Genomic DNA, 25590 nt, shown 5'->3' on the forward strand with positions numbered 1-25590 from the left:
TCCGCGTATTTATGCAGTGCATCTGGGAGCGTTTTGGGGATGAGGTCATAGAAAATTGAGTATGACCCTGTCTGACGGATAGTCGGCAAGACTTCGTGAACCACCCAACGCTTGAATTCTTTGGCCTCAGGTTTACGGCTTCCCAATATTAAAGAGTAAAGCCCAGGCTCGTTAACAACGGTAAGTTGTTGCTGTCCACCAAGGGTCTCAATTAAACTGAGACCCTTTTCATCATTATCAAGACGGCTTAAAGCCATTGTTGGATTTCCAATATCAAGTACATCACACACGTCTTTCGCGACAAACCAAGGTTGACCGTCAATCATCACTGTACGCACTTGATTACCTTCATAGTTAAAAACCTTTTGTAAGTTAGTCATTGAAAAACATCCTCCTAATTTTTTGATTTAGAATTGGTCGGTAATATCGGTCTCTCGAATCCGGCCTTCATTAAAATTGCATGTCAATTCGATAATTTGGCCCACGTTGGGCTCGCGAGCCTTCTCTATGGATATCATGCCTATCCCGTCAGATGCGTCGAACGTGAGGGCTGTGGCGGCGTCCTGAATGACAGCGACGGTCTCGGAATAATCCGTTAGCCTCGGAGGTTTCACCAGTCGTCTACCGGCATCATCTTCCTGCCGCTTCTCCTTTTCGGCGGCCCCCGGCGTTTGATGAACCACCAGTCCTACGACCTGATATCGACCAAATATCTGCCGAAGTCGTCGAGACGTAAACGACATTGAATCCCTCATTCGGCCTTTGCCGTGATTCATAAGATTGAAGCCATCGATAATCACCATTTTGATGTTTTGATACACGTGGAGGTCGGCTTCAATAACTTCTAACGATAGCCCATCCGGCAGGTCCTCCATGGTTTTGATCACATAGGGAGCCAATGCCGTTTCCGGGTTAAACGCACTTAAATAGTTGAGATATTGCCCCTCATTCGTTAGTGAACCCCGGCGCAGCTTCACGTTATCGAAATTCCCCATCAACGTATCCAACCTCAGGGCTTGTTGCTTTTTCGATAGCTCTGGTGAGTAATGAAGGACGCCAAAGCCGTTCTCCCAAGCAGTTAGGCCGATATGTGAGGCGATCCATGACTTTCCCCGGTTTGTGAAGGCCATTAGCAGAACGTAATCACTAACTTCAAACCCACCGCCGAGTGCCTCAGTCAATGAGGGATAAGGCGTGGGTAGATACGTCCTCGACCGCTGTTCCTTCGCGGCCTCATACCATTGCTTTCGTTCATCGCCGTTTGTCGCGTAGTTTGTGCCAACGTCAAAGCGAACGAGGGTAGTTGACTCAATCCGTTCCGTTTCGGTTTTCAGCCATTGAACAAACTTATCGCCGGGTAGCTCACTGAATTTCTTCACGGCCTGATTTTGTAACAGTTCAAAGGCCCGTCTCTTAGCAGATTGTGCTTTTAACCGCATACAAAGGTACTTGAACGTATCTGCCACTTCCGGTTGGTAATCAAAGGTTTCAAACTGTGCCACGACCGTTCGATAATCCGGTGTGGTGTGGTTTTCACGTACATACTCGCGGATAAACGCATAGGCTTCACCGAGGGTAGGGAAGTCGGTGATATCGATTTGATAGCGATATAGTACAGCGAAATTCTTTTCATCAAGCACCTTGGAGAGCAGTTGAGACTCCAACATTACCTATGCCCTCCTCTGCGCTTGTCTTCCCCTTTGAATGAAACCGGAAATGTGGAGCCTTCGATTCGGCTGGCGATTCGGTCGTCGAGCAGTTGACCTATCCGTTCGATCGGCTCGTTAGAGGTATAAATGGTCGCTAATTGCTCTACAGCTCTTGTATCAATGACCTCATAGAACTGATTTTTGAAGGCCTCTGTGGCCTCTCTGATGCCGATATCATCGATGGCCAAGAGAGCTACGGTCATCATCCGGTCTTTGAGCAGGTAATACTTTTGGCTGGCTTCCTCTTGCAGTGTTCGATGACCCCGAAACTGGGCGTTGAACGTATTTTGATATTTCGAAGCGTTGACAAGGAGAGCCGGTAATTCAGTAATCAACTTTTTCCGGGTGACATGAAGAATGACGCGAGCAACGAGGTACTCGTTTAGAATGGCTGTGGCTGCGGTGGTTTTTCCGGTTCCCGTTCCTTTTGGATTCACTACCGGTTCGGGAATGGAGTAAAAATAATATCCTTGGCCAGTGTTTACATTTTCTTCGATATTGCTACAGTATCTAGCCACAAACTCAAAGGCTAAGGGGTTGTCCTTTTCAAATGGGAGCGTGTGCATCTTGGATTGCCGATACGCCTTTGGGATATCTGCAACACTCCATAGTCCCCCTTCCCCGTTCTCACCGTGGAGTTTAAGGAAGGCGTAGCAGTGGTTATCGCATCGTTCCGGCTCTCCCGCCTTCTTGCATTGGTGCGCCAGTAAACAGATGGAATCTAACGTCATCCAGCCTTCCTCCTTCCCATATTGGAAACTTCCTGAAGCATCTGATAAGGATCGCGGCCTCCAAATTCTTTTACGGTAGGGACGGAGCTCTTATCTGCCTCTTGCGATAAGGCAAGGGCTTTATTACCCAGCCACGTCGCCAATTGACCCAAGGAGGGTCGTGGATACTTGTCTGTCTTCCATGTAGTATCAAAACGCTCGAACACGGTATCGAACATGGTTTGGATCTGTGGGAACGTAAAATCAGCCAACAGCTTTTTCGCATGAGGCACATCCCTTCCCCAGTTCACGGAATAGTTCACGTTGTATCGCTCACGGTATTTTTGGCAGAAGGATTCAATCACGTCCTTGGGGCCAGAGAGTTCCGTTGTCTCTTTCTCCACGGTCATCTCTGCCTGCTGCCCTGTATCTGTTCTTGTTAACTGGTTCTTGTTTATTGGTTTCTTGTTACATCGCAAGTTTGGACAAGTATATAGTTGATCGTTTGAACAAGTGTATGGTTGATCATTTGGACAATCATGTAGTTGTCCGTTTGGACAATCGTATAGTTGATCGTTTGGACAATCGCTTACTTGTTCATTTGAACAATCGGTGCTGTCCTGAGCCTGAATCGGTTCAACAGTTCCGTTAAACATTGTTACTTGGGATAGCGGAAGGAGCCGATAAATCGATCGTTCCTGTATCCCTTTTCCTGGGATGTATTCTTTTCGTCGCTCTATAATGGGTTTACCATTCCAACGAAAGTCAAGTAAGTCGTGGATATAATCGAAGGCTGTCCTTGGTAATACCCCTAGCTTTTTCGCCACTTGCGCTTGAGTCGGGTAACATTCACCCTTTTCATTCATGAAGGAAGCCAATACGACCAGGGTTGTGAATCGTTTCGGCCCCAGTGCAGTAAGCATTCCTTTGTTTATCATGTCTAGATGTAATTTCAGAAAAAGGCCGACCTGAATATTACTCATGCGATCACTTCCTTGGTGTTGAGTGTTGTACTTTGTTTAGCCCATCGAAATAACCCCCTCTACCTATCAAATAGCTTTTTTTCATTTGTTGTTACTTGGGAAATAACGACAAAAAAATACCCACCAGCCGTAAAGCCACTGGGCATAAGGGTTTATTCGGTTTTTTCATGAAGAATTTTTGTTGCATCGAACAATCCGTTGGCCGATAAACCGACGATAATGCCGTTTAGAATACCTGTCTGAATGGTATCAGCGGGGACGTACATGATGCCAGCGACGATGCCAAGTACAAGCGTGACCAATGGGATGTACTTGCTGTCAATGTACGTTTTGGCAAACTGTCCAATCGCGATTAGAACTGCGACAACAATTCCGGACTCAAACATCTGCTCACCTCCCTTCACTGTGGATGGTTATAGGGAGGTGAGGGTTAGGCGATCAGACCAAGGCGATCCAAAATGACGATAACCCGGTAGAAGGTGGTATCCCCGGTAGGATCGTCCACTACGGTTTTGTTCATTAATTTTTTTAAGGAATCTCTTGCCCAATCAGGGACGGTAGCTAACTTCGCTTCAAGCTCCCTTTCTTGCTTCCGATTCGCTATTGAAGCAATAAAGGCGTCCCATCGTGGCAGGATGAGATGAGGGCAATCTTTCCCGGTCCAGTGCTTATGTGGAACTACGTTCGTAAGCGGGATGTTGTACTGCTTCATGAGGTCGATAATCAGGTCAATCGCGTTGGCTTCCGCTTGAGCCAAATTGCCATCGCTATTCTCACAAATCTCTACCCCAATACTGGTTCGGTTGCCAGGACCATTCCCTCCATCACCAGCGTGCCAAGCGTTCTCGTTGGTCGGGATGTGTTGGATAATTTGATGGTCATCGACAGAGAAGTGCCAACTGGTCGTCCCGGCTCCGGGAGACTTGATGAACGCGGCATGACCGGCAGCGTCGGCTCCCGCACTGCTGTTGCCCGTGTTGTGAACGGTGATGAATGTCGGGGTCAAGGGATAGCTGGGACGATTTTTGGCTCCTAGAGGTACGATGTCCTGAATGATGTTTGCCATGATTAGTTGCCCCTTTCTTTAATTTCGGATTTGATGATTTGCACGTCGTCACTGAGCCGTTCGTACTGCTTTGCCAAGATTTCAAACTGCTTCGAGATGTCTTTGAGAAAGTCCGTAAGCCGATCTTCACGACCTCGAGCCTCTGCCTGTAGCCGGCGGCTTTCTTGGAGTTGGTACAGGTATAAGGACACAAACAGCGAGGCCCACAATCCTTGTGACAATGCTTCGGCTAACAGTCCGTCCATACTTCACCCCCTTTCCCGGAAACTAAAAAAGACGCCTTTCTGCGCCTTTACTTCTCCTCTTTGGTTAACAGGTCAATGATTAAATCCAGTCTTTCATTCAAACTTTCCAGACTCACTTTATCGATTCTTGCCCGGTTAGCCCTGTATGCGTTAACCCTCTTTTTCAGGTCTTCCGCTTTTATTTCTTTTTCCGTCTTCGACACTTTCAAGGTGGGCTTTCCCATTACTCCGTTACCTCCACCCTAAATTCGGCGGGGTTATGGGCCAACCCCTCGGCGACCGCTTTAATAAAGTAAATCCCAGGTTTTTCACTGATAAAATCAAACTCTCCGATACCGTTTACAGGAGTTATGGGCAAAGTCACTGTTTGGTCACCACCATGAGCGACCGTCAACGTAACGGAGGCGTTTATGTTCGGTAAGGGTTTACCTTGCCAGTCCTCATATTTAACCAATAAAGAGCGACCTGTATTCACGGTGAGTGGACTGTCCTCTCCTGCAATCCTCAATGAAATCACTGCACAGTGAAAAGTTTTTCGTTGAATTTTTTCATCCTCTCGGATGACTCGGTACACGATATCCGCTTCTTGAATAAACCCTTCCATATTCAATCTCCTATCTTCTGATTAGGCTGTAACATACCAAATACAATAGCGAATACACGGAGTTAACGCCGCGCTGGTAGTCACGTAAAGATGGAACTTGTTCTGAATATGAAGCATTTTCGGGATAACGAACATAAAAAGTCCGGGAGACGTAGTGATGATACTCGACCCCTGATAATGCCTGTTAAACCCAGCGTACGGTCGCCACGCGTACATGTTTTTTCCGTAATCGCCTGTGGAGTCCCAGTTACTTGTCGCGTAGTCACTTAACGATCTGGTCGACCAACCATTGAAAAAGGTTAAGTCGTCCATCACAAGATACGGATATAGATAGTTGGAAGAAGCCTCGAATTCGATATATCCATCCAGAATAGTCACCGGTCCGTTAATTCGTACGATATCTGCGGTTGCATTGCTTACCGTAGTGGTAATATATCCGTGAACCTCGTTGACTTTTTTCCCATAGGCCCAAGGACTCCGGTCTAACGAGTCACGAACAGACTGAAAGTTTGCATTCTGATTGTCTTTGATATCGCCGAGTTTAGCGTGAACACTTCCCGTAGCGTTGGATGGATCAGTCCGTAGCCCTACCTGTCGTCGGAGGAACGATAACAAGGTTTCGTTAAGTCCAAACAGGCTATATCACTCCTCTTTTCAGATACTCGCCTTTCCATTGGTAAACGAGTATATCCCGAATCCCGCCCTGGGTGGTTCCCATTGGGGGTAGATACCGATAAACCTTAGAGATTAACTCATTGCTGTATTCAATGGTCGTAAACCCACTTCCATACATTCCGTGTTTGAGTTCTCCCGATTCACCGGAGAAAACCTTAAAATGACCTGATGGGCCGAGTGTCCAACTTCCCGTTGCACCAGAACGATAATAACAGGGGTAGTTGGCGTTGGAGCTTGTCTCACCGATTAGGTGAAAATGGTTCGATGCGTCTCCCGCCCCACGAACCACCAACCAATACCGTGCACTGCTGACTAGACCAACGGCATCAAAAGGGATGCTTACATAGGCCTTAGCACCGGGTAAGAACTCCTTGGGAAGAACCATTTTGGTAAGTAACGTTCCTTCTGTACTACCATCGCTGACTAATCCAGATCGAAGTTCGATGATCACATCGGCTCCAATACCGTTTCCGACTAATTCGAACTCCACGCGGGAAATCTCCGTCACGCCCAACGCCGTAAAGTAAAATGCCCGGTCATACCCAGAACAGTCCAACTCGGATATTCCGGTTCCGGTAAGCCCGTCAACTTGGTTCCCATCATAAATCAACGCAAACGGCTGTAGGCTGATCAGACTGTTCAAGGTCGCCTCATCGATAATCGAGACCCCGCCTTTGAAGGCTTGAATGGGCAAAAAAAATCCCTCCTATCCGGCACTAACGGTGATTCGCGCCTCCACGGTAAGCAGCGTATTGGCCGTTTTTGACCATGGCTTTACCAGTAAGTTGAGCATGGTTCCGGTACCGGGTGTATCTGTCGCACCCGTAAACACAGCGATTTTCCGGTGATCTCCGATCGCTTCGTGCTGTAAAAACTGCGTCCGAAAGCGGACTTGATTGCCTGTTCGACTGATAGATGAAACGGGTTTTCGCAGGACTTCAATGATCGTTTCACCGGGAGCGATATCATCCCCTATGACCAGAAAAGGGCTGGGCAGGTTTTGAATGCTATCTGCGATAAGGCGTAAGCCCGCTTCGGTGATGAAGTTGGTCAAGGGACCGACGATCTCTCCGTCTGCATACTCAAAAAACCACTCGCCCTTAATGTGCAGATTTGGACTGCTTATGAGACCACCACCCCATCGCATACGACACCGGTCTCGTCGTAAGCCAATTTTGCGTTGTAGTATCGAATCCGTGCAGTGCTTTTTAGCTTTACATATCCGGGATAAGGAACGGCTACGGATTTGTTCGGTTCAATCGCGGTCCACGGCAAGTATTTAATGCCGTCTGGGCTGGTAGCAATCTGTATCATTGGCAGTGGACCTGTATCAATGGGCATCACACAAAAAAGAGAACCAATGGTTGAAATCGGCTCTCTCGTTCCTTCGACAGTGAGGGTAAAGTTGTCTAGCCGTGGCAGTCCTTGAATATCCGTGGACAAGGATTGGCGAACTTGTAGTCGTGCGTTTTGTAGATTGAGCCCTTGCGTAATACCAGGAACACTGCCGCTGTTCGTAACGGGTAACCAGCCATCCCACGAAGAGCCTCCATTTAGGGATAGATTGGTTTCGACGGTAACATCTCCCGGATATTCGAGCACCACATAGTCAATATCGGCAGTCCCATTGCCGTCTAAGTAATTCACGATGAACATGGGTCGGATATAGGCGACGCTGTTTCCCATAGGGCCGGGACTGTTCGGGTTGGGATAAGGCATGTTGAGAACAGTAGAACTGTACCCTCGGATATACCCGATGAACGTTTGCCAACCGCCGGTTGACGTCAAGGCAGTTCCACAGGCTCCGTAATAAAACTGACCGGAGTGCGTATTACTGCCTACGGTATTCACAAGCGTCACGCCGTCTGCCGCAATGCCTTCGACACCAAGATAACAGTTGGGTCCACCTACCGTTGGGTCTACGGCTTGCCGGAATCGAGCTTTAATTACATATAGACGGTCCGGTTGATAGGGAATTAACCCGTTCCAGTAAAACCACCCCACCCCACCGGATACCCGCAGGCATTTTCCATCGGTGGCTGTAGGCTCATTCAGAATGAATGTGGTAAGTCCCGGTGTGTCGGTGTACAGGTTTATCCATCGGGGGTTCATCGCAGTGAATGGTTCATCCAGAAGAGGGCCATCCACGGCATCCCAAGAGATTTTGGTCTGGTCAGCGATGCCAAGCCTCGATAAATCCAGGGTAATCACACGGTTGCCTGGTTGCTGAGATGTAAGCGTAAGGGAACCGTTTGACGCCATGACACCGGTCAACCAGCCTTGCTGAAAATCTGAAGTAGAATCTTCACGGTAAATGAGGTCAGTACTGTATGGGTCAAAGATGCCCGATGCGCTTACTTCCGTCTTAAACGGTAACTCGACTTGGTTAATGACTATCTCATCGGTAACATTGAACAAATCTTGGTCATAGATGAACTTGTTCAGCAGTTGAGTTTCTGTCGACGTTTGGGTTTGCTGAGCACTCACTATCGCTTGCAGAAAATCTGGAATCCCGATTAGACGTCCGCCATATTCGACATGATAGCTCCAGACCGTCGGCGTAAGCGGTGAAATCGAAACTTTCTGTACCAGAAATGTATTTTGGATTCCCCGGTTCGGGAGGTCAATGGTCAACAGTTGACCGGGCACCCAACCGGGGATTTCTGTTTCAAAAGAACCCCGGACGCGCGGATTGGCATTGTTGCGAAGGTCAGCCATCCCCGCCGCTTCCGCCGCTTCGATGGTGGTTAAGCTGGTGTCGTGAATGACATGCTCGTACACTCCGTCGCCCCCTTGAACAGAAGCGATGGCCGCTTGAGATTCAAAATCGTCAACCATAGAAATTACATTGATGTCGTACTGATAAGTGAAAGTCAGTGTAGCACCGTCTGCAGGTGTCGCTGTTCGGGAAGAGGCTTTCACGTACTTATCTTGATAGTTCATGAGGTAGCCTACCGTGGCTTCCTCGGTAACGTTTTCAATACCTACGGTCACTGGCGAACCGGATATTGCCAACGAAAGATTGTGCGATTTATGAGGGAGTGTCCAAATTCGAGCGTTACCGTCAGATTTCACTTCATAGGTAAATGGGTCGGAAAGCATGGTTCCGCCTTTGATGTAGACACGGTTTCGAAGTCCCTGTGTATCCAAGCGATGTGCAAGATTACGAATTTCGGTATCAGAGGTAATCGTCATAGGAGCCGGCTGAGTGCCTGCCATAGGATCGAAAAACCAGACATCCCGGTAATAATCGACGTACCATTCCCAACCGCAATAGTCGGCTAATTTCTTGAGACATTCTGAAGGTGGCAGGTAGTCGAAGCAGATGTATTCTACAGTGGGAGCACCAACTTGAATATTTGTGGAAGTAAACATCTCCTGTCCGTACTTGAGGAGAATGTCCTTCACGATCCAATCCGCTGTTCTGTTTTCATAGGTCTCTACGACCAACCGGCGGTTTAGCTGGTAAGTGTAGTCCTGGCAATCCACTTGCCAAATGTTTAGTGTCCCTGCCGATCGTTTCAGGCGCACGGAATCCACGATGCCACCGAAAAAACGGGTGCCAGCGACTTCGATAATGACTTCATCGCCTTCGCCGGGAGGCTGGTTTTTGATGCAAAACGAGCAGGTATCCACCATATGAGTCAGAACCTGCTCTATCGTTAGGTCTTCCAGAAGAACATCGTGAATTCGGTTTACCCCGGCGATCAGAATCTGTTCGGCCATTACCACTTCACCCCTCGCCGGGCCAGTTGGCGTTCAAACTGCTCCCAAATTTCTTGGGCATTACTGCCTTGGATGCTGATATTAAAGGTGTGACCAGCACCCGGCCCCGCCAGTTCTGGAGTGGACACTGTTGGCCGATAACCGGAAACACCGCTGATTGCGGTATCAGCTAAACTGGTTGACGATTTTTGTACGCTCATTTCTTGGTTATCCATCCCGATGGCAAACCCCTGGGCGGTGTATTCACCAAGTTGCATCATCACACGGGAGGGCGAATGGATATCCAGGGCTCGTTTCGCCGCATTGACCGCACCGGTAAACAGGCTAGATACACTGCTGTAAAGCCAACTGCCCAGTGAACGCATCCCCTCGACGAAACCACGGACTAGATTCATGCCCATGGAATAGGCGTCGTTTTTCATGTCTACCCATTTTTGATGGAGCACGTCGTAAATCACTTTCATAGCTGCCGCCAGTAACATTGGGGCATCTTTGAAATACTGAAGAATCAGCTTCCACATCTCTTGGGTGATTACACCGAGATTTTTCGCGGCAGCATCCCAGATACTTCGAAAGATTTCTGTATCTGAAGTGATCGTGTCCTTCATCCATGACAGTGAATCGCCGGTAGACGTTTCAATCCGGCTAAACGTCTCATCCCAAATTTGCCCGATAGCGGTCCAGGCGGAATCCGCTTTGTTGGCGATAGAATCCAGGGTTTGGCTAAACCAATCTTTGATGCTGTTTAGCGTGGAATGGGTCGAGGTGCTTAACCTCTGCATCGATTGATCCCATATATCCCCCAAATTGCCGCCAATCAGAAATAAAACGGTATTACTGATATCTGCACAGACATCATGGATTACATTGGTTATTCCTCTCCAAATTGAGGATGCAATTGACTTTATTCTATTCCAGCAATCCGCCAGCCTTTGGGTAATTTCCTCCCAATTGTCGTACAAGTAAATCCCGGCCACCACTAACGCTCCGATGGCTGCTGCCGCGATCCCCACAGGTGTAGCTAATGCTGCAGTAATCGTTGCGAACGTTGCCATAGCCGCAGATACCCCGGCCATGATGCCTTGGATGGCTGAAAAGGCCGCAAATCCGGTGGCGATACCGGCTAATATGGGACCGATGGTACTCCAGTTGTTTTGAAGAAGAGAAAACAACGTGGATACGCCAGTGATAATGCCGTTCAAGATGATTGCCACCGTTGGAGGAAAAGCGGCTTCAATCGTCCCTTTCAGTCCATCTGCTTTGAAGCCGGTGGATAGCTTATCTACAAACTCAATGGCGATTGGCATAAGTGCTTTCAATCGTTCCGATACCGGCTGAAGCACTTGGCCCAAAAGCATGTTGGTATTGTCTTTCAATGTGCTTAACATCCCGGTAAAGGTCTGACTTTGCTTCTGCATGGCACCGGAAAACTTGGTCCCCATTGCTTCAATCAAGGCCGGGACGGCTTGGTCAGCCATTACTTTGCCTTGAGCCGACAGTTCCATGAGTTGCTGCTTGCTCATGCCCAGTTTTCCTGCCATCAGATCCCACGCAGGGATACCTCGTTCCGCCAACTGGTTCATTTCTTCTGCCGATACTTTGCCTTTGGTGGCCATCTGACCGAGAGCCATGGTCACGCCATTAAGGACGTCTTCTCCACCGCCGATCGCCGACACCGCATCGCCGATGGCCCTAAGGTTTGGCATAACGCTGTCCGCGTTGAAGCCCATCGCCAGCATAAGTTTGGCTGATTTCTGCAGGCCGGGAAATTCAAAGGGTGTCGTCGCTCCAAACTGTTGTAGGTCTTTTATCATCGCTTTGGCTTTTTCCGCCGAGCTAAGCAAGGTTTCAAATGAGATTGCTGCCTGTTCCATATCCGCATTGAACGATAGGCCTTTGCTAAGGCTCAGTCCGCCCAATGCCGCAGTGATCGCACCAAGAGCCGGTAACGCCAAGTTCTTTAATGACGTAAAGGCTCCACCCATCGTGAAGCCTTCTTTTTGCATCTGTTTACCGGTCTTTTGTACTTGCCCCATGGCCGACTGAATCTTGGCGTTGAAATCGGAGATGTCTGCGGTGAATTTGACAAGGACACTAGAGAGTGCGGACAATGCTTTCCTCCCTCCTGTCCTATGATTGGAATTTCTGCTTCAATTCGTCGAGCTGTTTGTGCTGTTCTTTTCGGTCAATCCGTTTTACATCTGTGGAGTTACCGAGTAACTTATCCGGCGTGACTAGCCGTTTAAGATTCCCCGATGTGTTCATAATGTGGCAGGCCAGCCAAGCCGTTCGGTGATATTCCGCTGCTTGGCGTTGCTGTTCATGTTCGATGCGATATTCAATAAGGTCGAGAAGTTCCCCCAACGTCAACGACCAGAACTGTTCCGGCAATAAACGAAGCGAGCCGAAGGCAACCTTTTTTAACTGGTCCCAGTCGGCTCGCGTCAATCGTTTTTTCGGGTGGCCGTTTCAAAGGCTTCTGCAATCTTACGTTGGACATATTCAAGATTCTCGAAATCCACCCAATCACCTACGTCTTTTTCTGTGAGGTTAGTATCTTCATGGATGAGTCCCGCCCATAGAAATGTGCGAATGGACTTAATGCCAAGATTGGTTTCGCCGAGTTCCGTGACGGATACACCTATTTTATCCTCAATCTCGGCAAGAGCGTTTAAGGTATACCGGAGCTTCCGTGGACGATCCAGTTCAATATCGACAAACCCACGCTGCTTATTCGCCATGCGTTACCTCCGTTAGCTTCCTGTGGTGACAGTCAGTGCGCCAGTTCCGGTCAAAGTGAGCTTATAAGTGGCCGCATCATCCTGTGGAAATTCGTAGGGAAAATCGGTAATGATGCAGTTTCCGGTGTACTTCTTGCCCGAGGGAAGTCGGATTTCCGCTTTGAGCGTCGACCGGCTGTTAAATACTTCATCCAAGTGATCTAATGCGGTATCGCTGTCCAACATGAAGCCGTCACATTCGATGCTCCATGAAAGTACTCCAGCGACATTCTCGGCCCATCCATAGGCGTCCTTCGATGTGGTTTCAATCAGATTCGCCGATCGGTTCAGGGTAGCTCCACTCTGACCACCGACTACGGTGTAGGTCGGGGTAGCATCGGTCCCACCCGTTTGGACATAGAGCAATACGTCTACGCCTGCGATTTTTGCCAAAATATCAGGCCTCCTCTGTGATCAGTGAGAAGTTTATTGAATAGATGGATCGATTGTTTTCATCAAAGCCCAAAAACAGTGGACTCGATTGCTGTGCTGTACAAAAAATGACGTGGGTGGTTCCCACGTCGAAGTCTCGTTTGCCGTTAAATGTCCGATAAATCTCGGTCGCCTTCGCTTCGGCCGTCACCGGGTCACCGGCGCGAATCAATATCTGCATGGTAGGTCGGCTAAGATTAGCCTTTATGCTGTCTTCTCCGCCTCCCGTCAATCGGACAGATGCACAATTATCGGCCCCCACCGGGAAGGAGTTAGCAAAATACTTGAAGGGGACGGTCTGCTGAAAAACGGCAATAAGTTCTGCCATTTGCACCGCATCACGCCCCCTTCAATACTTTTTGGAGTTCCCGTTCGATATGCTGTTTGTATGTTTGGGCCTCTCCTTCTAACGGCCGGGTTAGAAACTTATTGCCTACGGGATAATGCTTACCGCTCATTCCGTACCCACCGGATTTGGCTAATGAGCCGGAGCCGAGTCGGTAGTGCATTTCGTGCATCGCCAGGGCATAGTTGAATCTGCCTTCTTTAACGCTGTAATCGACGGTTGCCGTTACTGTACCGGAGTTTGAGGTCGCTTCCATAGCAAAAGACTTTTCTAAAATGCCTTTATCATGAGGTGCCGTTTCGGATGAAGTCCGAACGAGGTCATCTACACAGTCATGAACCGCTTGCTTTAACTGATTGCAGATATCTTTCTTCATGCGTTTCAGAACTTGATCGTGAATCTTGACTTGAATCTTCATCAGACCACCACTTGAGTAAACAGCGGTTTACCGGAAAAATCCCGGATAACGGTGATGGTTAGCGGAGGCTTACAGTACATTTGAGTGAGCTCATCGGACCACTCGATCTGATCACTGAGGCCCACTGGTATCAGTGATTTAATCAAGATGGTCGCTGTGGCGATCGCTTCCTGCCCGTTTACTTGCTGTACTCGCTTATTGGATGCGTCGATTCGGCAAGGGTACACTGTCGGCTCCCCGTATAAAGGCTTTCCCCAGATATCTAAATCCCCTGCCTTACGGATGGTGACGGTCTGCTTCATGGGAATCAATCGGCATACCTCCCTATCCGGCAACCAAGGATGGCGATGACCTCTGGGGAAATCCGACGAACACCGTCCATTGAAATGCTAAGACCACTAACAGATACAGCCTTCACACCTTGTTCAGATTTGCGAACTGTTTCATCCATTCGCAACAACCAAAGAGCCTGCTCGAACACCGCTTCTTCGGGAAGTGGTCGTGTATCGGCACGATAGTTGCGGAATACCCGGTATAGCTGGGTTTCAGCGTTGTTCAATGCTCGCTGCCGAATCGAATCTTCTATTGTCATCCATTCTTCGTTATGAAGCACATTGTTGGTAAAATAGGTGTTGGCTCGATTTAGGTCTGCCACTTACTCACCTACTTTATGGGGGTTTTTGGCTTCTTATCTTCAACGGTTTCTTCCTTGATTTCCTCAACCGTATATCCGTAGTCTTTCGCTAAAAGATTTTTGAGTCTCTCATCTTCAATAATCGCCTCGCCGTTTTGAAACAGCACACCCTCGGTAACACCATTGTAAATCGCGTTCGGGGTATTAATTCTATATTTCGCCAAGGTAGCCCCTCCTCAAAAAAAGTATAGACGTGGCAGAATGCTCCACCACGTCAACTATAATTAGGACTTTTTGATGTACCGGAGACGTGCTGCGGCCCGTGGATGAAACACAGCCATACCACAATAAAACTCAATCCGAGTACGGAACACGGGTTTACTATCAATTTCTCCAAGGTCACGTACTGATACACCACCGTTACGGAGACCGGAGACATACTGTTCGGTACCAAACTTGATCGCATAAATGGAACCGGTATCTGATGCTGCTCCGGCCTTATCCAACTCATTAAAACCAAGGATCTCTTGACCGGCACCATCCGTCTCAATGACACGAATGGGGATGCCTGCATAGGTGCTCACTTGACGCCCGAAGGAGTCCTCGCCGCTCTCAATATAGTGAGTGGATTCTTTAAGCGATTTTTTGATTTCCCGACGCATCGCTTTGGAGCAAAGAAGAATATCGGGTTCACCCTCTACCGCGTCGATGAGTTCATCCAGTTTATCTGAATCGAAGGGTTTATCCTCACCGTCGATAATCTGTTTGCCAGCTAATCGCTTTTGTAGCCCATCAAATTGTCCTGGTTGGGCGGCATCACCTTTGAAAAAGGCTCGGGTAAATTCCAGGGCGAGAGCTTTTGCTTTCAGGTCTGTATGGATGGAGCGAATATCGTTGACGTTGCCACGGGTTTGGACAAGGAATTTATCAATGTCTACGTCGCCCCCGAGGATATACAAGCCTTCGGAAAGCTGATTGACCACGCCTGCCGATTCTACATAGCCTTCGTTGACAGACCGGAAGGCGATGCCCGGTAATGTCTGCTCCTGATTGTATTTGTATGAGTTACCCGAGATCTCCATAAACGGCAACAGTTCAAGAATCGGGGAAGACCGAGCAAACGTTTGGATTACACCTTTTTGCAGGATATCGGTAGACAGTTTTGCGGCTTCCGTCATTGTAAGTGCCAAAGAAATAATTCCTCCCTATGTGCTGTTTTTGGGCAAAGAAAAAGCGCAATCCGCTGCGGGATTACGCTCGTTGGGCATAGCCCATCTTGAGAAGTTGGATAGAACTTAGCTGGTTTAGGTCTATGGTCTGGGCTTGTGTCGGATTCGTCGCTTGACCGACTGGCTGTTCTTGCTTGGCACCGAATAAGCCTTTCTTTTCGGCGACTGTCAACCATTCCAGCTTCGCTTCCGGTGTGAGGTTACCGGGGACGAGGTCGTGAAAGTCCTTAGAGATACCTTCTAACTTGGATTCCAGAAGGCCGTTAATGACTGATTCTAACTGCTGAACCCGGCCATTCACAGTTTTGAAACCGTCTTTGGTTTTGGTTAATTCATCGGCAGTGGTCTTGTAAAGCTCTTCAAACTTGCCTTGCTGTTCTTTTGTCTGTTTCGCTTGCTGTTCCCGCTCCGTCAACAGTTGCTCTAGCTGGGCCTGAACGTCTTTATATTTGGTGTTGATTTCATCGAAGCGGGTTTTCGGAATGAGATGCTCTTGGGGCGTGGGTTCCTGCTTTACTTCGGTGTCTGTTTGCTGTTGTGATTCTTGAACCTGCGTTTCTTCGGCCAAAAACATGTCCTCCTTGCCCTACGCTTGATATCGCGGTCGCGTCCGCGTGGGGTTAATTGGGCGGCCAGTTTAACGACATAACACCGATGGGTCGTAGAGAAATTCGGGTATTCTAAACCCGGAGGTGGTTCAATGCTAACTTTTCGAAAATTTCACCAACGGCAACGTGTCATACGTTGGCTGTTTGCTTCCATTTTATCAATCGGAACTCTCATGGTTAGACGTTTTCTGTTCCGTCGTTGTCGAAAGTGTTAGCTGCCTACCTGCCACTCCTTTTGGGGTGGCTTTTTTACACAAAGTCTTTCATTTTTTGATAATGCTTTTCACGTAGCTTTTTCGGGAGAAGATGAATATCCCGCACCGGGCTGACGCGGTGTTGACAGTTAGGGTGAAAAATCTTGCCGGTAGCTCGAACTTGGTCATAATTCATATAGCCAGATGTCAACCCGTGCATTGAGATAATCATGCCCTCAAATGTCCGGCAGGCATCCTGTGCGCCGTGTGATGAGATAACTGCCAAATCCACACCCCGCTCCATCATCTCCACCCGAGTCCCTTCGATGTGAGCCTGTGTAAGTTTTGTTCGGACCACCATCTCGGCGTACGTTGACAGGTTCCATCTCCGACCAATACGGTCAACAATACCTACCCATGCTTCGCTATCCAACTTAGCCGACAAACCTTTGTGGGTGAGGTCGCCTACGATGGCTTTTTTTATCGTCCTGCGACCCATCTGCTCCAACGCTTTCATACGTAGCGTCTCGCTAACGGCATTTCTCACAAGCTGCTTAATTTTTCTTTCCGTGTTTTGCGTGGCCATCAGCAAGTCTGTGTAAGTGTCGTTAATCAATGCCTCTGTCCGCTCTCGGGCTAGCATGGAAAAAGAGACGGACGATGCCGCCTCGGATACTGAGGTCGCATCGCCCAAAGATAGGATAGTTTGCGCCTGTGCTTCTGTGAAAACCCGTTTAATAACCTGTTCGCACCACGTCTTCGTAGAGCCATCCAAGTCTCGCAGGATGACCATGATTTGCGATAGCAGTGATTCGGCATAGGCTTTTTCTAGCCCGCTCGACGGAATGGATTTTAACCGACTAGCAATTTCGGTGAAGGCCTTCTGGTAATATCCGATTAGCCGCTTCACATCCCGCTCGTATACGGGTTTCGGAATCGGCGTCATTCGCTGTCACCGGGTTGCTGGAAGATAGACGGGTCAGCAACGGCTTCCTCGTCCTGCATCCGTTTCAACTCGACCTCGGCTTGTTCTTCCGTTAAATCATCAAGCCACATTAGGGCCGATTTCTGAGAGATGGTTGCCTTCCCGCCAGTTCGAATGGACATGATGTTGGCCATCTCGGTTTCGTCATCCGGCAGACCGTCTTTGAACTTCACTTTGGGGACCGTCACTTCATAACCCTGCGGCCCTTTACAGGCAATTTCAAGGAGTTGGGCAATCAACAACACTCTCTTTAGGGCTTTATTGTAATACTGCCGCTTGCGGTTGACCTTTGCCAGAATCGAGTTAAGCCTCCACTTGATAGCCAATCCCGATGCTCCACTGGTTCCCGCATCGCCAGAGCCCAAGGCAATTTCGGGGATTTCAGCGTTAATAAGCAACAACTTAACCAGCTTGTCCAATTCCATAAAGGCCGCCTGTAACTGGCCGTCCCAAGTGATATACTGCGGAACCACTTCGTCCTTCCCCATGACTTCAAAGACTTTATCTACGCCTACCCGGAAGATGGGGTTGCCCTGTTCATCTTCACCCAGCGTACCCGCTGGTACCGCCATTGCCGGGTCAGCGTGCTTATCGAGGATGGAAGCAATTTGCGAGAGCCGGTGGTTGATTTCATCGAATAGAGGCTTGTTTTCGCTGAGGTCGTCGATGCCTTCCCAGCAATCGTCGGTGGCATAGTTGGGGACGTGGACCACCAAAGGAAACGGCACGCCAGTCTGAACTTCCTTTCGTTCACCAAGAAGCTCTGCATCGATGCGCCACTCATTGATTTCGTTATCCACGGTCACCACAATCGGGTCCAGCTTGTACTTGGCATATACGATGCGGCCTGGATAGTGGGATTCTGCGGTTAACAACCAATCCTCGGCATCACCACGCTTCACAAGCACCGGGTAAGCGATGTGGTGGGCGATGATGCGGTTGGCGTCGCCGGGAGCCGTTTCCGGGAAAACATAGTCAGGATTCTGAGCTTCAATGATAACCCGAAAGGGGTCGCTTTCCTTCCCCACCATCCCGCTGTACTCTTGCCCGTAGCGGATTTTATAAAATGAGTCGCCTCGGTAGGCGTTGGACAAGGCGCTTTCGTAGTTCATAATGTGGAGGTCGTTCCCCTCGACAAATCGCTCAATGGCCTGTTGCTCATTGGAGTTGTCGTTTTTACCCGCTGAAAACGTAGGTTGCTCACCAAACAAAAAATCGGCCGATTTCTTGCAAATCACGCCGGGTAGGTTGGTCGAGATATAGAGCAACTCGTTTTGTCTGCGGGAAAGTTTGTTCTGAATCCGTTGGAATACATCGAAGTGCCTGCCCAAAAAGAGCTTCTTATTCTCTCGATATCGCCGAATCCGGTCACGATGAGCCGGTGCCGGGTAATAACTGCCGATAGTGAATAAGGACAATAGACGACCTCCTTCCTCACATTTTCATCCACCTAGCCGGGCCGTTGGGGTCGTTTACAACCCTTCCGGTTTTTTATGGAAAGTTCGTCGCCGTCCTCCACCGCAAAGTTCCACGGCCATTTGCAATGCATCGGGTAGATCGTCGTGGTCGTGATTCGGGAATTGCTCTAACTGCTCCAGCAGGATTCGCTGGTGCCTCATGAACCGGAGAATCCCCTGCTCCACAATCGGCTCCAGCGATTCAATCCGTTCTTCCTTCTTGGTCTTACTGGTCACCGCTTTCAGCTTGGTCGTGTAGATACCTTCCTTTGCCATCCGTTCCCGAGCCTGCCGGAACAGGTCGAACTGGGCTTGTACGGTCTCGATAGCGAAAATCCGTGGTCGATATTTGCCGATTTTATTAATGACCTCAATCAGAGCTTCATGGGCCGGACACTTCCTCGCCCAAGTCTCCACGACATACAGGATGCCGGTTCGACGGTCACGGCCAATGATGACGATAGCATTGAAGTCGGAACGATTGTTCTTGCCCATGGCGATGTCCCACGCACCGAAGTAGTCCAATGGTACTGGACGCCCCATCTTATCCCTGAGTTCCGGATAGTCAAAAAACGTAAACATGGACGGCTTGAATATCTGGGTTTCTTCGTCGATGGGGTTGTTGAGGTACTCCGAACCAAAGGCTCTGGAGCCGATATTGACCTTCTCAATCATCAACCGCGAATAAGAAAAGCGTCCCGGCCATAAGACCTCGACGCCTTTATCCATTTCCTCTTGATTTGTTTGATAAAAAGCAATCGCATCATCCAGTCGGGTTTCATTTTCGGGATTCCGACAGGTGGATTCGAACTGCTCCCACAAGTCCCCCCGTTCCGGTGGGGATACGATAGCGGAGTATGTGCGGGATTCAAAGTCCGACCGTTGAAGCACAGTGGTCAATAATCCTCGGGCATGGACGATCGTACCCATGTAAATGAACGCTGTCTTGGCCGGGTCACCGATGGGCATAACGACAGAGTTAAACCAATGCAGGTTCTTATCACGCAATTCCGGTGTATTGGTATTCTTGGCTGATTCGAGGTCATCCAGGATCACAAGGTCAGGCCGATAAGATCCGTTCCGCTTCCCCCGTAGCTGTTTCCCCATGGATGCTGCTTCAACCAGTACCCCTGTTCGGGTCAGAAACGCTTCTTGATTATCCCGCTCATTCATGGACTTTCTATCGGACAGCAATTCGCCGAAGTCCTCTCGCAACTTCTTGTTAAACTTGAGTTGAAGCGATATCCACTCGATAAACTTCTTGGCCATCGAGTCGGTTTCCGAAATGATGAGGATGTATTTTCGCTTGTCGTAAACGATCTCATGGATGGGAAATCCGTTTGATAGATAAGCCGACTTGGCATGGCCCCGTGGAGCCGCCCAGGCAATACGGGCTGTTGGATTGTCGATAGATACCACACGAAGAAGATCACAGAGTTCTCGGTGAAATCGAGGGGCGTCATCAATATGGACACCTGCTGGAATGAGGTTCTGCTCATTCTCCGGGTTTTTATCATCAGAAAAATACTCATACATGAAGAACAGGACATCAAACTCCGCACGATCAATCCGCCGAAGACGGTAGAGTTCCTTCATGTCCGTGATATACTCGGTCTGCATAGCGGGGCTTAGTTCTTGTTTTGCTCGGACCTCTTCAAATAGTTGGACTCGTTTTTCTAACAGTTCTATCCGTTGCTGACGTTCCATACGGTCAAGGATGTTTATGGTTTGTTCACCTCCAAAAATTTAGCGGGAAATGATATTAGTCGCTTTGATTTGCTCTTTAGCATCGTGAGTTCTAATTATTCGACAACAATTTCCCTGTTAAAAATCATTTATGTGTAGTTATTCACGATATCCACAGAAAAACCGTTTAAATCTGTTGATAAGCTTACAAATATTGTATCGATTTGTCGAAGACTATTGTCAAATATATCGTCGTATCGACAGATTTTTGTTTTCATGGAAGTGTATTTATTAAAAGTGGGCTATTGCCCCTGTCGCGCCACACGTCGCCACACGTTTGAACAGAATTTGGTTCAGGCATAATTACCCCAAATACATATTCTCTCGCTACACGTGCCGACGTGTCGCCTTACGTGAGCAGTGGATTTGAATTCAATACATGAAAAGGAAAAGCCCTCACAGACTAACGGTCAGGAGGGCGATGGAATGAGTCAATCAAAAACGCCGCCGAGAAAGCGAATATTACCTACGACAGGACGAGAGCGGTTAAAAACTCCGCTTAGAGGATACATGCCTCGTGTCGAAATCATCGATGAGGCGGAAACGCCAATTGCTAAACCTAACTTATCTCGGGTTCTTGTCTATGCTGCCGGGATACTTCTCATTAGCCTAGCTATGGTATTGTTAACCTCGATCGTTGGATCTTTGATCCTGAGACTATTTTATTCGCTAACATCGGGCGGTGGATCGTCTTCCCCCATGTAACAGATTCATCGAATTTATCGATTCCCCCTGTCGCCCTTCACGTTGCCCTACGCTCGAACAGATATTCGCCCTGGATATATTTACCCAGCTAATTATTCTGTCGCGACACAGGGCAACGTGCAGGCTCTGTGGGGATATGTGAAGTTTAGAAAGGGTGTCCAGTATTACTGGACATGTTTATACCCACGATAATTCCTCTACGGCTCTCACCAAATCTTCTTCACCGGGCATCGTGTATCGGCTGGTCATTGAGAAATTTGGCGAGCCGTCTTTTTTTATGTGGCCCATCAGCCGGGCGATCACGTCAAGCGGTATTTTCCGCACAGCTAATTCATGTCCGAAGCTATGGCGCAACGTGTGGCACGTGAGATGGTCGATACCGGTTAGCTTTGCGTATTTCGCAATTAAGAATGAAACACCGCGAGGGCACATCTTCTCGCTACGCTGGGAGTAAAATAGGTACTCACTGTCGGTACTTCGCGATTCGAGATAACGAAGGAGAACCCGCCGACTATCCACATTCAATGGGATTTCACGATATTTGCTGTGTTTGCCGTTTGGGATGACCAGCGTTCCTTTACGGTCCGTGATCGCCACGTCTTTCATCCGGATGTCGCAGAGTTCCTGAACTCGAACACCGGTATGGAGCATCGAGGTTACCATTGCCAGTTCCCGTAGGCTGCCGTGTTGCCTTATGGCCCGGATGAGAGCGTTCTGTTCATTACGGCTAAGCCATTTGGGCGAAGATTGCGGGACCGTAACACGGTCAATTTGCTCTACGGGATTATCCGGTGCATGGCCGTTATCTGCGAGCCAACGGAAAATGACGTTGAGATGGGTTAATGTTAAGGACAAAGTGCTCGGCTTGAAGTTACTGGAAGCGAACCTTTTGAAATTTGCTACGTCCAGTTGTGTGGCCATCTGCGGCATAGGAGCCCCCCCGGTGGGGGTGGGGGCGGGGTGCTCCCTTTCATACCACCGGGAGAATCTGGCCCAACTGTCCTGATACGAGCGCAGGGTGGTTGGGCTTTTGCCGTGTCGACGGATTTCTTCGATGAATGCTGCGATCATTAATGCTCTCTCCTTGCTAAGACGCTGACTAATAAGCCGGATAACCCACCGAAGTATTGGGCTTCGTGGGTCACAGCTTATCTCTAGTCAGCGACTAATGCAATGATAGAGGATGAGTTCGCAGGGTTCCGAACAATGTTCGTACCCTTTGATTACATATCGGCCAGCATCTTCTTGAGGTTATCGATCTCAGCCTCGATCGCTTCGTTGGAACGGGAATCCTCGACCTTCGCCTCAATCTTCTGGACGTCGGTCAATCGGCCCTGGTTCTTCAGCACCAGTTCAATGGCCTTCAGCTTATTGCCGTCGCTTCCGCTGGTACGAACGATACCACGAAGGATAGTGTAAGTCTCCGCAAGGAAGTCGTTCATCACACGTTCGGCCACATCATTCTGGTATGCGATGAAGTCGGGCTCTTGTTTCCAACGGTATAGGGACCGATCGGTTACGCCAACTTCCTCAGCGATTTGAGCCATCGTCATTTTGTGAATATCGTTGGTGGCAAAGATTTCAGCAGCTCGCAACTGCTGGGCAGACAGCCGGTATACTTTTGACAAGGTGATCACCTCCCTTCTGCAATTACGTCAATCCCTACTACTACAGTGCGAAAATAAAAAACGCTCTGCCAACCTTCGTCAGCAAAGCGTCTTCACTATTATGCTGTTGTTTGTTTTTATCCACGGTATTTACCACCACTGGCGGCCCCTACCTGTTCCTTTCTTGTTTACTGGTTCTTGTTCGTTGGTTCTTGTTACATCGCATGTTTGGACAACTATATAGTTGATCAAATGGACAACTATACGTATGTCCAAACGGACAACTATACGATTGATTAAACGATCAACTATACGGTTGTCCAAACGATCAACCGTACGATTGTCCGTTTGATCAACTATGCGATTGTCCAAATGATCAATCGGGAATTATTCATGGCGACCGGTTGATTATCACATCGGTTCACCGCAACAACATCCTTTATTCCGATGCTCTTCGAATTTTGTGAGTCAGTTTAACTGACGGTCAAATTGAGAGCGACCTCCGGAGTGAATGACGTATTTACCGGGGATATCTATTTCATAAATGGAACGGCCAGCCCTTCGACAATCATCTCATCATTCACGTTCTTCCCCTCCGCGTTGACGACTGCTAGCCACCGCCCATACTTCTCTTTCCGAACGGAATTGACGGTAACGAACTTGCCCTCGATCTGAGACGCTAACCATTGCTTCGCCTGTTCTCCCCTAGCCTTCTCCTCACCGTGTATCTCCGGCGCATTCAGGCCGTACAAGCGGAACCTTTCCTTTATAATGACGTTGAAGCCGAGGTCGACATTTGCTTCAAAAGTGTCGCCATCGATTACTCTCGTGACCGTAGCATTATAGGTGTAATTGACGAACAACGCTGCTCCCCCTATTCACAGACATAACCAAAATAATAACAGCCTGGGCCTATGCGGTCCAGACTGTTTTTTGTTACCCAAAAGATCGCAGTTGTGACAAGTGACTTACAGGAATTGCCGCCAGCATCCCTCTATTTCATGTTCACGGTGAAAAAGATATGATTGATGTAGGGCTGTGGGGTGCTGTTCAGTGGGCAGGACAGTTAACTACAGTATCTAGTACAGTTACCTATATACCGTTAAGAACCACAGTAATCTATAGTTAAGTCGTTGTTCTAGTTACATTGATCGTTTGGACATATGGGAAATTATTAGCGGTTGTTCAAACGGACATATGGGAAAGCAGGTTAACGTTGTTCATAATCCTTGTTAGTTACGTTAGATACTGTAGATTACTTAGTTACCGTTAGGTTTTTTATGTTGTTCTTGTTACATTGTCCGTTTGGACATATGGGAAATTATTAGCGGTTGTTCAAATGGACATATGGCATAGTTGTCCAGATGGACATATGGGCCAGTTGTTCAAACGGACATACGGCCGATTGTCCAAACGGACATACGGGAAACGGCTTATCACTAGTTTCATTATTAAGGTCAAATTATCCGTGGATGAAACACGCCATCAACCCCGGCCCCGCCAATCACTCGCCCAGCTGCCGCACGGTTGGGTTGGCAACAATTTCGCGCTCGAACCGTCATCAAAATGATGATAGTTAACGTCCCAATCTAGATCACCGGTCCCCGAATTCAATTCGACCACCGCTGTCGCTTCCTGTGTGGCAACGTGTGGCTCGCAGGCATTATCTGAATGGAATTATATTACCAATGGATTCCTTCGGCACACGTGGCGAAACAGGTATGGCTGTGGCGAAGTAACTTCAACAAAAATAAAATACCCCAGCCTTTGAAGAAAAGCCAGGGTATGCCTTACCTTTGCGGTAGGCAACTATTAATTCTGTCAGGTTCATCATACCACTTTGTTACAACAATCACAATGGCTACCTAGAGCGGAAGCAAGTTTTATTTTTAGAAAACGGTACTATTGCTCTTTCTGTGTGCACTATTGTTCAAACATTAAACAACCAGAATTAAGCCGCTTGATTAACCCGATTACTCGCTGCCTCAACGTAACTCTTCTCCACATCAAACGCAATGAACCTCCGTCCCATCCGCTTAGCCGCTACGCAGTCTCCCCCACTGCCGCAGAAAGGGACCAGTACGATATCACCCGGCTTCGATGACTTCTCAATAATCATCTCGGCCAGCTTTACCGGCTTTTGCGTTGGGTGGATGTAGGTTACTGCCGGATCGCGAGGCACAGCCCATACGTCTGAAATTCGCTTTCCATTTAATAAATGTCGCCCCTTCACGGCGAAGATAAGAAATTCATGAGCGGGACTGTAGGCTCCACGGAGATCACCCATTCCCCCGCTGTTTTTTTGCCAGATAATGCAGTTCTTGATGGTGAAGTGTTGGGTGATGCGGTGGTACCACTCGATATAGACGTCCCATCGAGTCCAGCAGTAAAAAGCACCGCCATCTTTCAAAACCCGATAAGCATCATCCAACCAGTCGGCCATGATGATGTCATCGTTTTGGATTGCAGTGAACTTTCGCTTGCGACTGCCACTACGGTAATTAATGCCGTATGGTGGGTCGGCGATGATGAGGTCGATGGAGTTGTCGGGAAGAAGTTTGAGGCCGTCGTTGATGTCCATGTTATAGATGCGGTCAACTGATAATTCACCGAAGTTTGCTGTCATTGGCCACCTCTTTACTCTTTGAAAATAAAAAAGCAGTCCAACCACGGTGGGCTGAACTGCCTGTCTATTCAATAGGTGGGCTGTGGGTGGTGGGGTACAATAATA

At 48.5% G+C, this 25590-nt stretch carries 31 protein-coding genes; 1 reads left to right on the forward strand and 30 read right to left on the reverse strand.

Annotated features, from left to right (window positions below):
* The 26 genes from H1S01_RS15255 to terL form a co-directional block, all read right to left on the reverse strand.
* Positions 1 to 380: BRO-N domain-containing protein (locus H1S01_RS15255; RefSeq protein ID WP_188041282.1), on the reverse strand; the 380-nt coding region annotated here is incomplete at its 3' end.
* 27 nt (positions 381 to 407) lie between these two features.
* Complete coding sequence (locus H1S01_RS15260) at positions 408 to 1667, reverse strand: DnaB-like helicase C-terminal domain-containing protein (protein ID WP_188041283.1); 1260 nt, start codon at positions 1665 to 1667, stop codon at positions 408 to 410.
* Positions 1667 to 2440, reverse strand: a complete 774-nt coding sequence (locus H1S01_RS15265) for an ATP-binding protein (protein WP_188041284.1) — start codon at positions 2438 to 2440, stop codon at positions 1667 to 1669. The genes H1S01_RS15260 and H1S01_RS15265 overlap by 1 nt, the downstream gene beginning before the upstream one ends.
* Positions 2437 to 3402 (reverse strand): helix-turn-helix domain-containing protein, encoded by a 966-nt coding sequence (locus H1S01_RS15270; RefSeq protein WP_188041285.1) that lies wholly within the window; start codon positions 3400 to 3402, stop codon positions 2437 to 2439. The genes H1S01_RS15265 and H1S01_RS15270 overlap by 4 nt, the downstream gene beginning before the upstream one ends.
* Positions 3403 to 3554: 152 nt before the next feature.
* Positions 3555 to 3788, reverse strand: coding sequence for a phage holin family protein (locus H1S01_RS15275; RefSeq protein WP_188041286.1), 234 nt, complete (start codon positions 3786 to 3788; stop codon positions 3555 to 3557).
* Between the two features lie 44 nt (positions 3789 to 3832).
* Positions 3833 to 4468 (reverse strand): peptidoglycan recognition protein family protein, encoded by a 636-nt coding sequence (locus H1S01_RS15280; protein WP_188041287.1) that lies wholly within the window; start codon positions 4466 to 4468, stop codon positions 3833 to 3835.
* Positions 4469 to 4470: 2 nt separating this feature from the next.
* Complete coding sequence (locus H1S01_RS15285) at positions 4471 to 4713, reverse strand: BhlA/UviB family holin-like peptide (RefSeq protein WP_188041288.1); 243 nt, start codon at positions 4711 to 4713, stop codon at positions 4471 to 4473.
* A gap of 47 nt (positions 4714 to 4760) precedes the next feature.
* Entirely contained in the window at positions 4761 to 4937 is a 177-nt protein-coding gene (locus H1S01_RS15290) for a hypothetical protein (protein WP_188041289.1), read from the reverse strand.
* Positions 4937 to 5317, reverse strand: a complete 381-nt coding sequence (locus tag H1S01_RS15295; RefSeq protein ID WP_188041290.1) for a hypothetical protein — start codon at positions 5315 to 5317, stop codon at positions 4937 to 4939. Before H1S01_RS15295 ends, H1S01_RS15290 begins: the two co-directional genes overlap by 1 nt.
* Before the next feature lie 637 nt (positions 5318 to 5954).
* On the reverse strand, positions 5955 to 6686 hold the full coding sequence (locus tag H1S01_RS15300) for a hypothetical protein (RefSeq protein WP_188041291.1): 732 nt from the start codon (positions 6684 to 6686) through the stop codon (positions 5955 to 5957).
* Between the two features lie 12 nt (positions 6687 to 6698).
* On the reverse strand, positions 6699 to 7139 hold the full coding sequence (locus H1S01_RS15305) for a hypothetical protein (protein ID WP_188041292.1): 441 nt from the start codon (positions 7137 to 7139) through the stop codon (positions 6699 to 6701).
* Entirely contained in the window at positions 7115 to 9718 is a 2604-nt protein-coding gene (locus H1S01_RS15310) for a hypothetical protein (protein ID WP_188041293.1), read from the reverse strand. The genes H1S01_RS15305 and H1S01_RS15310 overlap by 25 nt, the downstream gene beginning before the upstream one ends.
* On the reverse strand, positions 9718 to 11829 hold the full coding sequence (locus H1S01_RS15315; RefSeq protein ID WP_188041294.1) for a tape measure protein: 2112 nt from the start codon (positions 11827 to 11829) through the stop codon (positions 9718 to 9720). Before H1S01_RS15315 ends, H1S01_RS15310 begins: the two co-directional genes overlap by 1 nt.
* A 19-nt stretch (positions 11830 to 11848) precedes the next feature.
* Positions 11849 to 12166, reverse strand: coding sequence for a phage tail assembly chaperone (locus H1S01_RS15320; RefSeq protein ID WP_188041295.1), 318 nt, complete (start codon positions 12164 to 12166; stop codon positions 11849 to 11851).
* Entirely contained in the window at positions 12163 to 12459 is a 297-nt protein-coding gene (locus tag H1S01_RS15325) for a hypothetical protein (protein ID WP_188041296.1), read from the reverse strand. Before H1S01_RS15325 ends, H1S01_RS15320 begins: the two co-directional genes overlap by 4 nt.
* Before the next feature lie 12 nt (positions 12460 to 12471).
* Positions 12472 to 12891 (reverse strand): phage tail tube protein, encoded by a 420-nt coding sequence (locus tag H1S01_RS15330; RefSeq protein WP_188041297.1) that lies wholly within the window; start codon positions 12889 to 12891, stop codon positions 12472 to 12474.
* 4 nt (positions 12892 to 12895) lie between these two features.
* Positions 12896 to 13258: a minor capsid protein gene (locus H1S01_RS15335; protein WP_243237372.1), complete on the reverse strand. Its 363-nt coding sequence runs from the start codon at positions 13256 to 13258 to the stop codon at positions 12896 to 12898.
* Positions 13259 to 13268: 10 nt separating this feature from the next.
* Positions 13269 to 13694, reverse strand: a complete 426-nt coding sequence (locus H1S01_RS15340) for a hypothetical protein (protein WP_188041299.1) — start codon at positions 13692 to 13694, stop codon at positions 13269 to 13271.
* Positions 13694 to 14005 (reverse strand): hypothetical protein, encoded by a 312-nt coding sequence (locus H1S01_RS15345; protein ID WP_188041300.1) that lies wholly within the window; start codon positions 14003 to 14005, stop codon positions 13694 to 13696. The genes H1S01_RS15340 and H1S01_RS15345 overlap by 1 nt, the downstream gene beginning before the upstream one ends.
* Positions 14002 to 14349: a hypothetical protein gene (locus H1S01_RS15350; RefSeq protein WP_188041301.1), complete on the reverse strand. Its 348-nt coding sequence runs from the start codon at positions 14347 to 14349 to the stop codon at positions 14002 to 14004. Before H1S01_RS15350 ends, H1S01_RS15345 begins: the two co-directional genes overlap by 4 nt.
* Before the next feature lie 8 nt (positions 14350 to 14357).
* The gene (locus tag H1S01_RS15355; RefSeq protein ID WP_155476941.1) at positions 14358 to 14552 is read right to left on the reverse strand and encodes a hypothetical protein; all 195 of its coding nucleotides are present in this window, start codon (positions 14550 to 14552) and stop codon (positions 14358 to 14360) included.
* Positions 14553 to 14612: 60 nt separating this feature from the next.
* Positions 14613 to 15518, reverse strand: coding sequence for a major capsid protein (locus H1S01_RS15360; RefSeq protein WP_188041302.1), 906 nt, complete (start codon positions 15516 to 15518; stop codon positions 14613 to 14615).
* Positions 15519 to 15579: 61 nt separating this feature from the next.
* A complete protein-coding gene (locus tag H1S01_RS15365) occupies positions 15580 to 16125 on the reverse strand; it encodes a hypothetical protein (RefSeq protein ID WP_188041303.1) in 546 nt (181 codons plus the stop codon).
* A 289-nt stretch (positions 16126 to 16414) separates the two neighbouring features.
* Entirely contained in the window at positions 16415 to 17305 is an 891-nt protein-coding gene (locus tag H1S01_RS15370) for a phage minor capsid protein (RefSeq protein ID WP_188041304.1), read from the reverse strand.
* Complete coding sequence (locus tag H1S01_RS15375; RefSeq protein WP_188041305.1) at positions 17302 to 18762, reverse strand: phage portal protein; 1461 nt, start codon at positions 18760 to 18762, stop codon at positions 17302 to 17304. The genes H1S01_RS15370 and H1S01_RS15375 overlap by 4 nt, the downstream gene beginning before the upstream one ends.
* 54 nt (positions 18763 to 18816) lie before the next feature.
* Positions 18817 to 20508 (reverse strand): phage terminase large subunit, encoded by a 1692-nt coding sequence (gene terL, locus H1S01_RS15380; RefSeq protein ID WP_243237369.1) that lies wholly within the window; start codon positions 20506 to 20508, stop codon positions 18817 to 18819.
* A 465-nt stretch (positions 20509 to 20973) separates the two neighbouring features.
* Here terL and H1S01_RS15385 point away from each other — a divergent pair, with 465 nt between their 5' ends.
* Positions 20974 to 21252, forward strand: a complete 279-nt coding sequence (locus H1S01_RS15385; protein WP_188041306.1) for a hypothetical protein — start codon at positions 20974 to 20976, stop codon at positions 21250 to 21252.
* A gap of 177 nt (positions 21253 to 21429) precedes the next feature.
* Here H1S01_RS15385 and H1S01_RS15390 read toward each other — a convergent pair whose 3' ends face one another.
* The 4 genes from H1S01_RS15390 to H1S01_RS15405 all read right to left on the reverse strand — a co-directional run bounded on the left by H1S01_RS15390 (position 21430) and on the right by H1S01_RS15405 (position 25485).
* On the reverse strand, positions 21430 to 22323 hold the full coding sequence (locus H1S01_RS15390) for a tyrosine-type recombinase/integrase (protein WP_188041307.1): 894 nt from the start codon (positions 22321 to 22323) through the stop codon (positions 21430 to 21432).
* 152 nt (positions 22324 to 22475) lie between these two features.
* Positions 22476 to 22880 carry a phBC6A51 family helix-turn-helix protein gene (locus H1S01_RS15395; RefSeq protein ID WP_207732371.1) on the reverse strand — a complete coding sequence of 135 codons (405 nt, stop codon included), beginning with the start codon at positions 22878 to 22880 and terminating at the stop codon, positions 22476 to 22478.
* Between the two features lie 512 nt (positions 22881 to 23392).
* Entirely contained in the window at positions 23393 to 23722 is a 330-nt protein-coding gene (locus H1S01_RS15400; protein ID WP_188041308.1) for a thermonuclease family protein, read from the reverse strand.
* A 1088-nt stretch (positions 23723 to 24810) separates the two neighbouring features.
* Positions 24811 to 25485, reverse strand: coding sequence for a DNA-methyltransferase (locus H1S01_RS15405; protein WP_188041309.1), 675 nt, complete (start codon positions 25483 to 25485; stop codon positions 24811 to 24813).
* Between the last annotated feature and the right edge of the window lie 105 nt (positions 25486 to 25590).

Source organism: Heliobacterium chlorum (genome assembly GCF_014502795.1).
GTDB classification, from domain to species: domain Bacteria; phylum Bacillota; class Desulfitobacteriia; order Heliobacteriales; family Heliobacteriaceae; genus Heliobacterium; species Heliobacterium chlorum.

Excerpts from the sequence above, each read along its gene's own strand:
- H1S01_RS15295 (WP_188041290.1), bottom strand. The coding sequence starts at position 5,317 with ATGGAAGGGTTTATTCAAGAAGCGGATATCGTGTACCGAGTCATCCGA.
- H1S01_RS15310 (WP_188041293.1), bottom strand. The coding sequence starts at position 9,718 with ATGGCCGAACAGATTCTGATCGCCGGGGTAAACCGAATTCACGATGTT.
- H1S01_RS15280 (WP_188041287.1), bottom strand. The coding sequence starts at position 4,468 with ATGGCAAACATCATTCAGGACATCGTACCTCTAGGAGCCAAAAATCGT.
- H1S01_RS15405 (WP_188041309.1), bottom strand. The coding sequence starts at position 25,485 with ATGACAGCAAACTTCGGTGAATTATCAGTTGACCGCATCTATAACATG.
- H1S01_RS15290 (WP_188041289.1), bottom strand. The coding sequence starts at position 4,937 with ATGGGAAAGCCCACCTTGAAAGTGTCGAAGACGGAAAAAGAAATAAAA.
- H1S01_RS15305 (WP_188041292.1), bottom strand. The coding sequence starts at position 7,139 with ATGCGATGGGGTGGTGGTCTCATAAGCAGTCCAAATCTGCACATTAAG.
- H1S01_RS15340 (WP_188041299.1), bottom strand. The coding sequence starts at position 13,694 with ATGAAGATTCAAGTCAAGATTCACGATCAAGTTCTGAAACGCATGAAG.
- H1S01_RS15270 (WP_188041285.1), bottom strand. The coding sequence starts at position 3,402 with ATGAGTAATATTCAGGTCGGCCTTTTTCTGAAATTACATCTAGACATG.
- H1S01_RS15385 (WP_188041306.1), top strand. The coding sequence starts at position 20,974 with ATGAGTCAATCAAAAACGCCGCCGAGAAAGCGAATATTACCTACGACA.
- H1S01_RS15285 (WP_188041288.1), bottom strand. The coding sequence starts at position 4,713 with ATGGACGGACTGTTAGCCGAAGCATTGTCACAAGGATTGTGGGCCTCG.
- H1S01_RS15335 (WP_243237372.1), bottom strand. The coding sequence starts at position 13,258 with ATGGCAGAACTTATTGCCGTTTTTCAGCAGACCGTCCCCTTCAAGTAT.
- H1S01_RS15265 (WP_188041284.1), bottom strand. The coding sequence starts at position 2,440 with ATGACGTTAGATTCCATCTGTTTACTGGCGCACCAATGCAAGAAGGCG.
- H1S01_RS15325 (WP_188041296.1), bottom strand. The coding sequence starts at position 12,459 with ATGGCGAATAAGCAGCGTGGGTTTGTCGATATTGAACTGGATCGTCCA.
- H1S01_RS15275 (WP_188041286.1), bottom strand. The coding sequence starts at position 3,788 with ATGTTTGAGTCCGGAATTGTTGTCGCAGTTCTAATCGCGATTGGACAG.
- H1S01_RS15260 (WP_188041283.1), bottom strand. The coding sequence starts at position 1,667 with ATGTTGGAGTCTCAACTGCTCTCCAAGGTGCTTGATGAAAAGAATTTC.
- H1S01_RS15390 (WP_188041307.1), bottom strand. The coding sequence starts at position 22,323 with ATGATCGCAGCATTCATCGAAGAAATCCGTCGACACGGCAAAAGCCCA.
- H1S01_RS15370 (WP_188041304.1), bottom strand. The coding sequence starts at position 17,305 with ATGACGCCGATTCCGAAACCCGTATACGAGCGGGATGTGAAGCGGCTA.
- terL (WP_243237369.1), bottom strand. The coding sequence starts at position 20,508 with ATGGAACGTCAGCAACGGATAGAACTGTTAGAAAAACGAGTCCAACTA.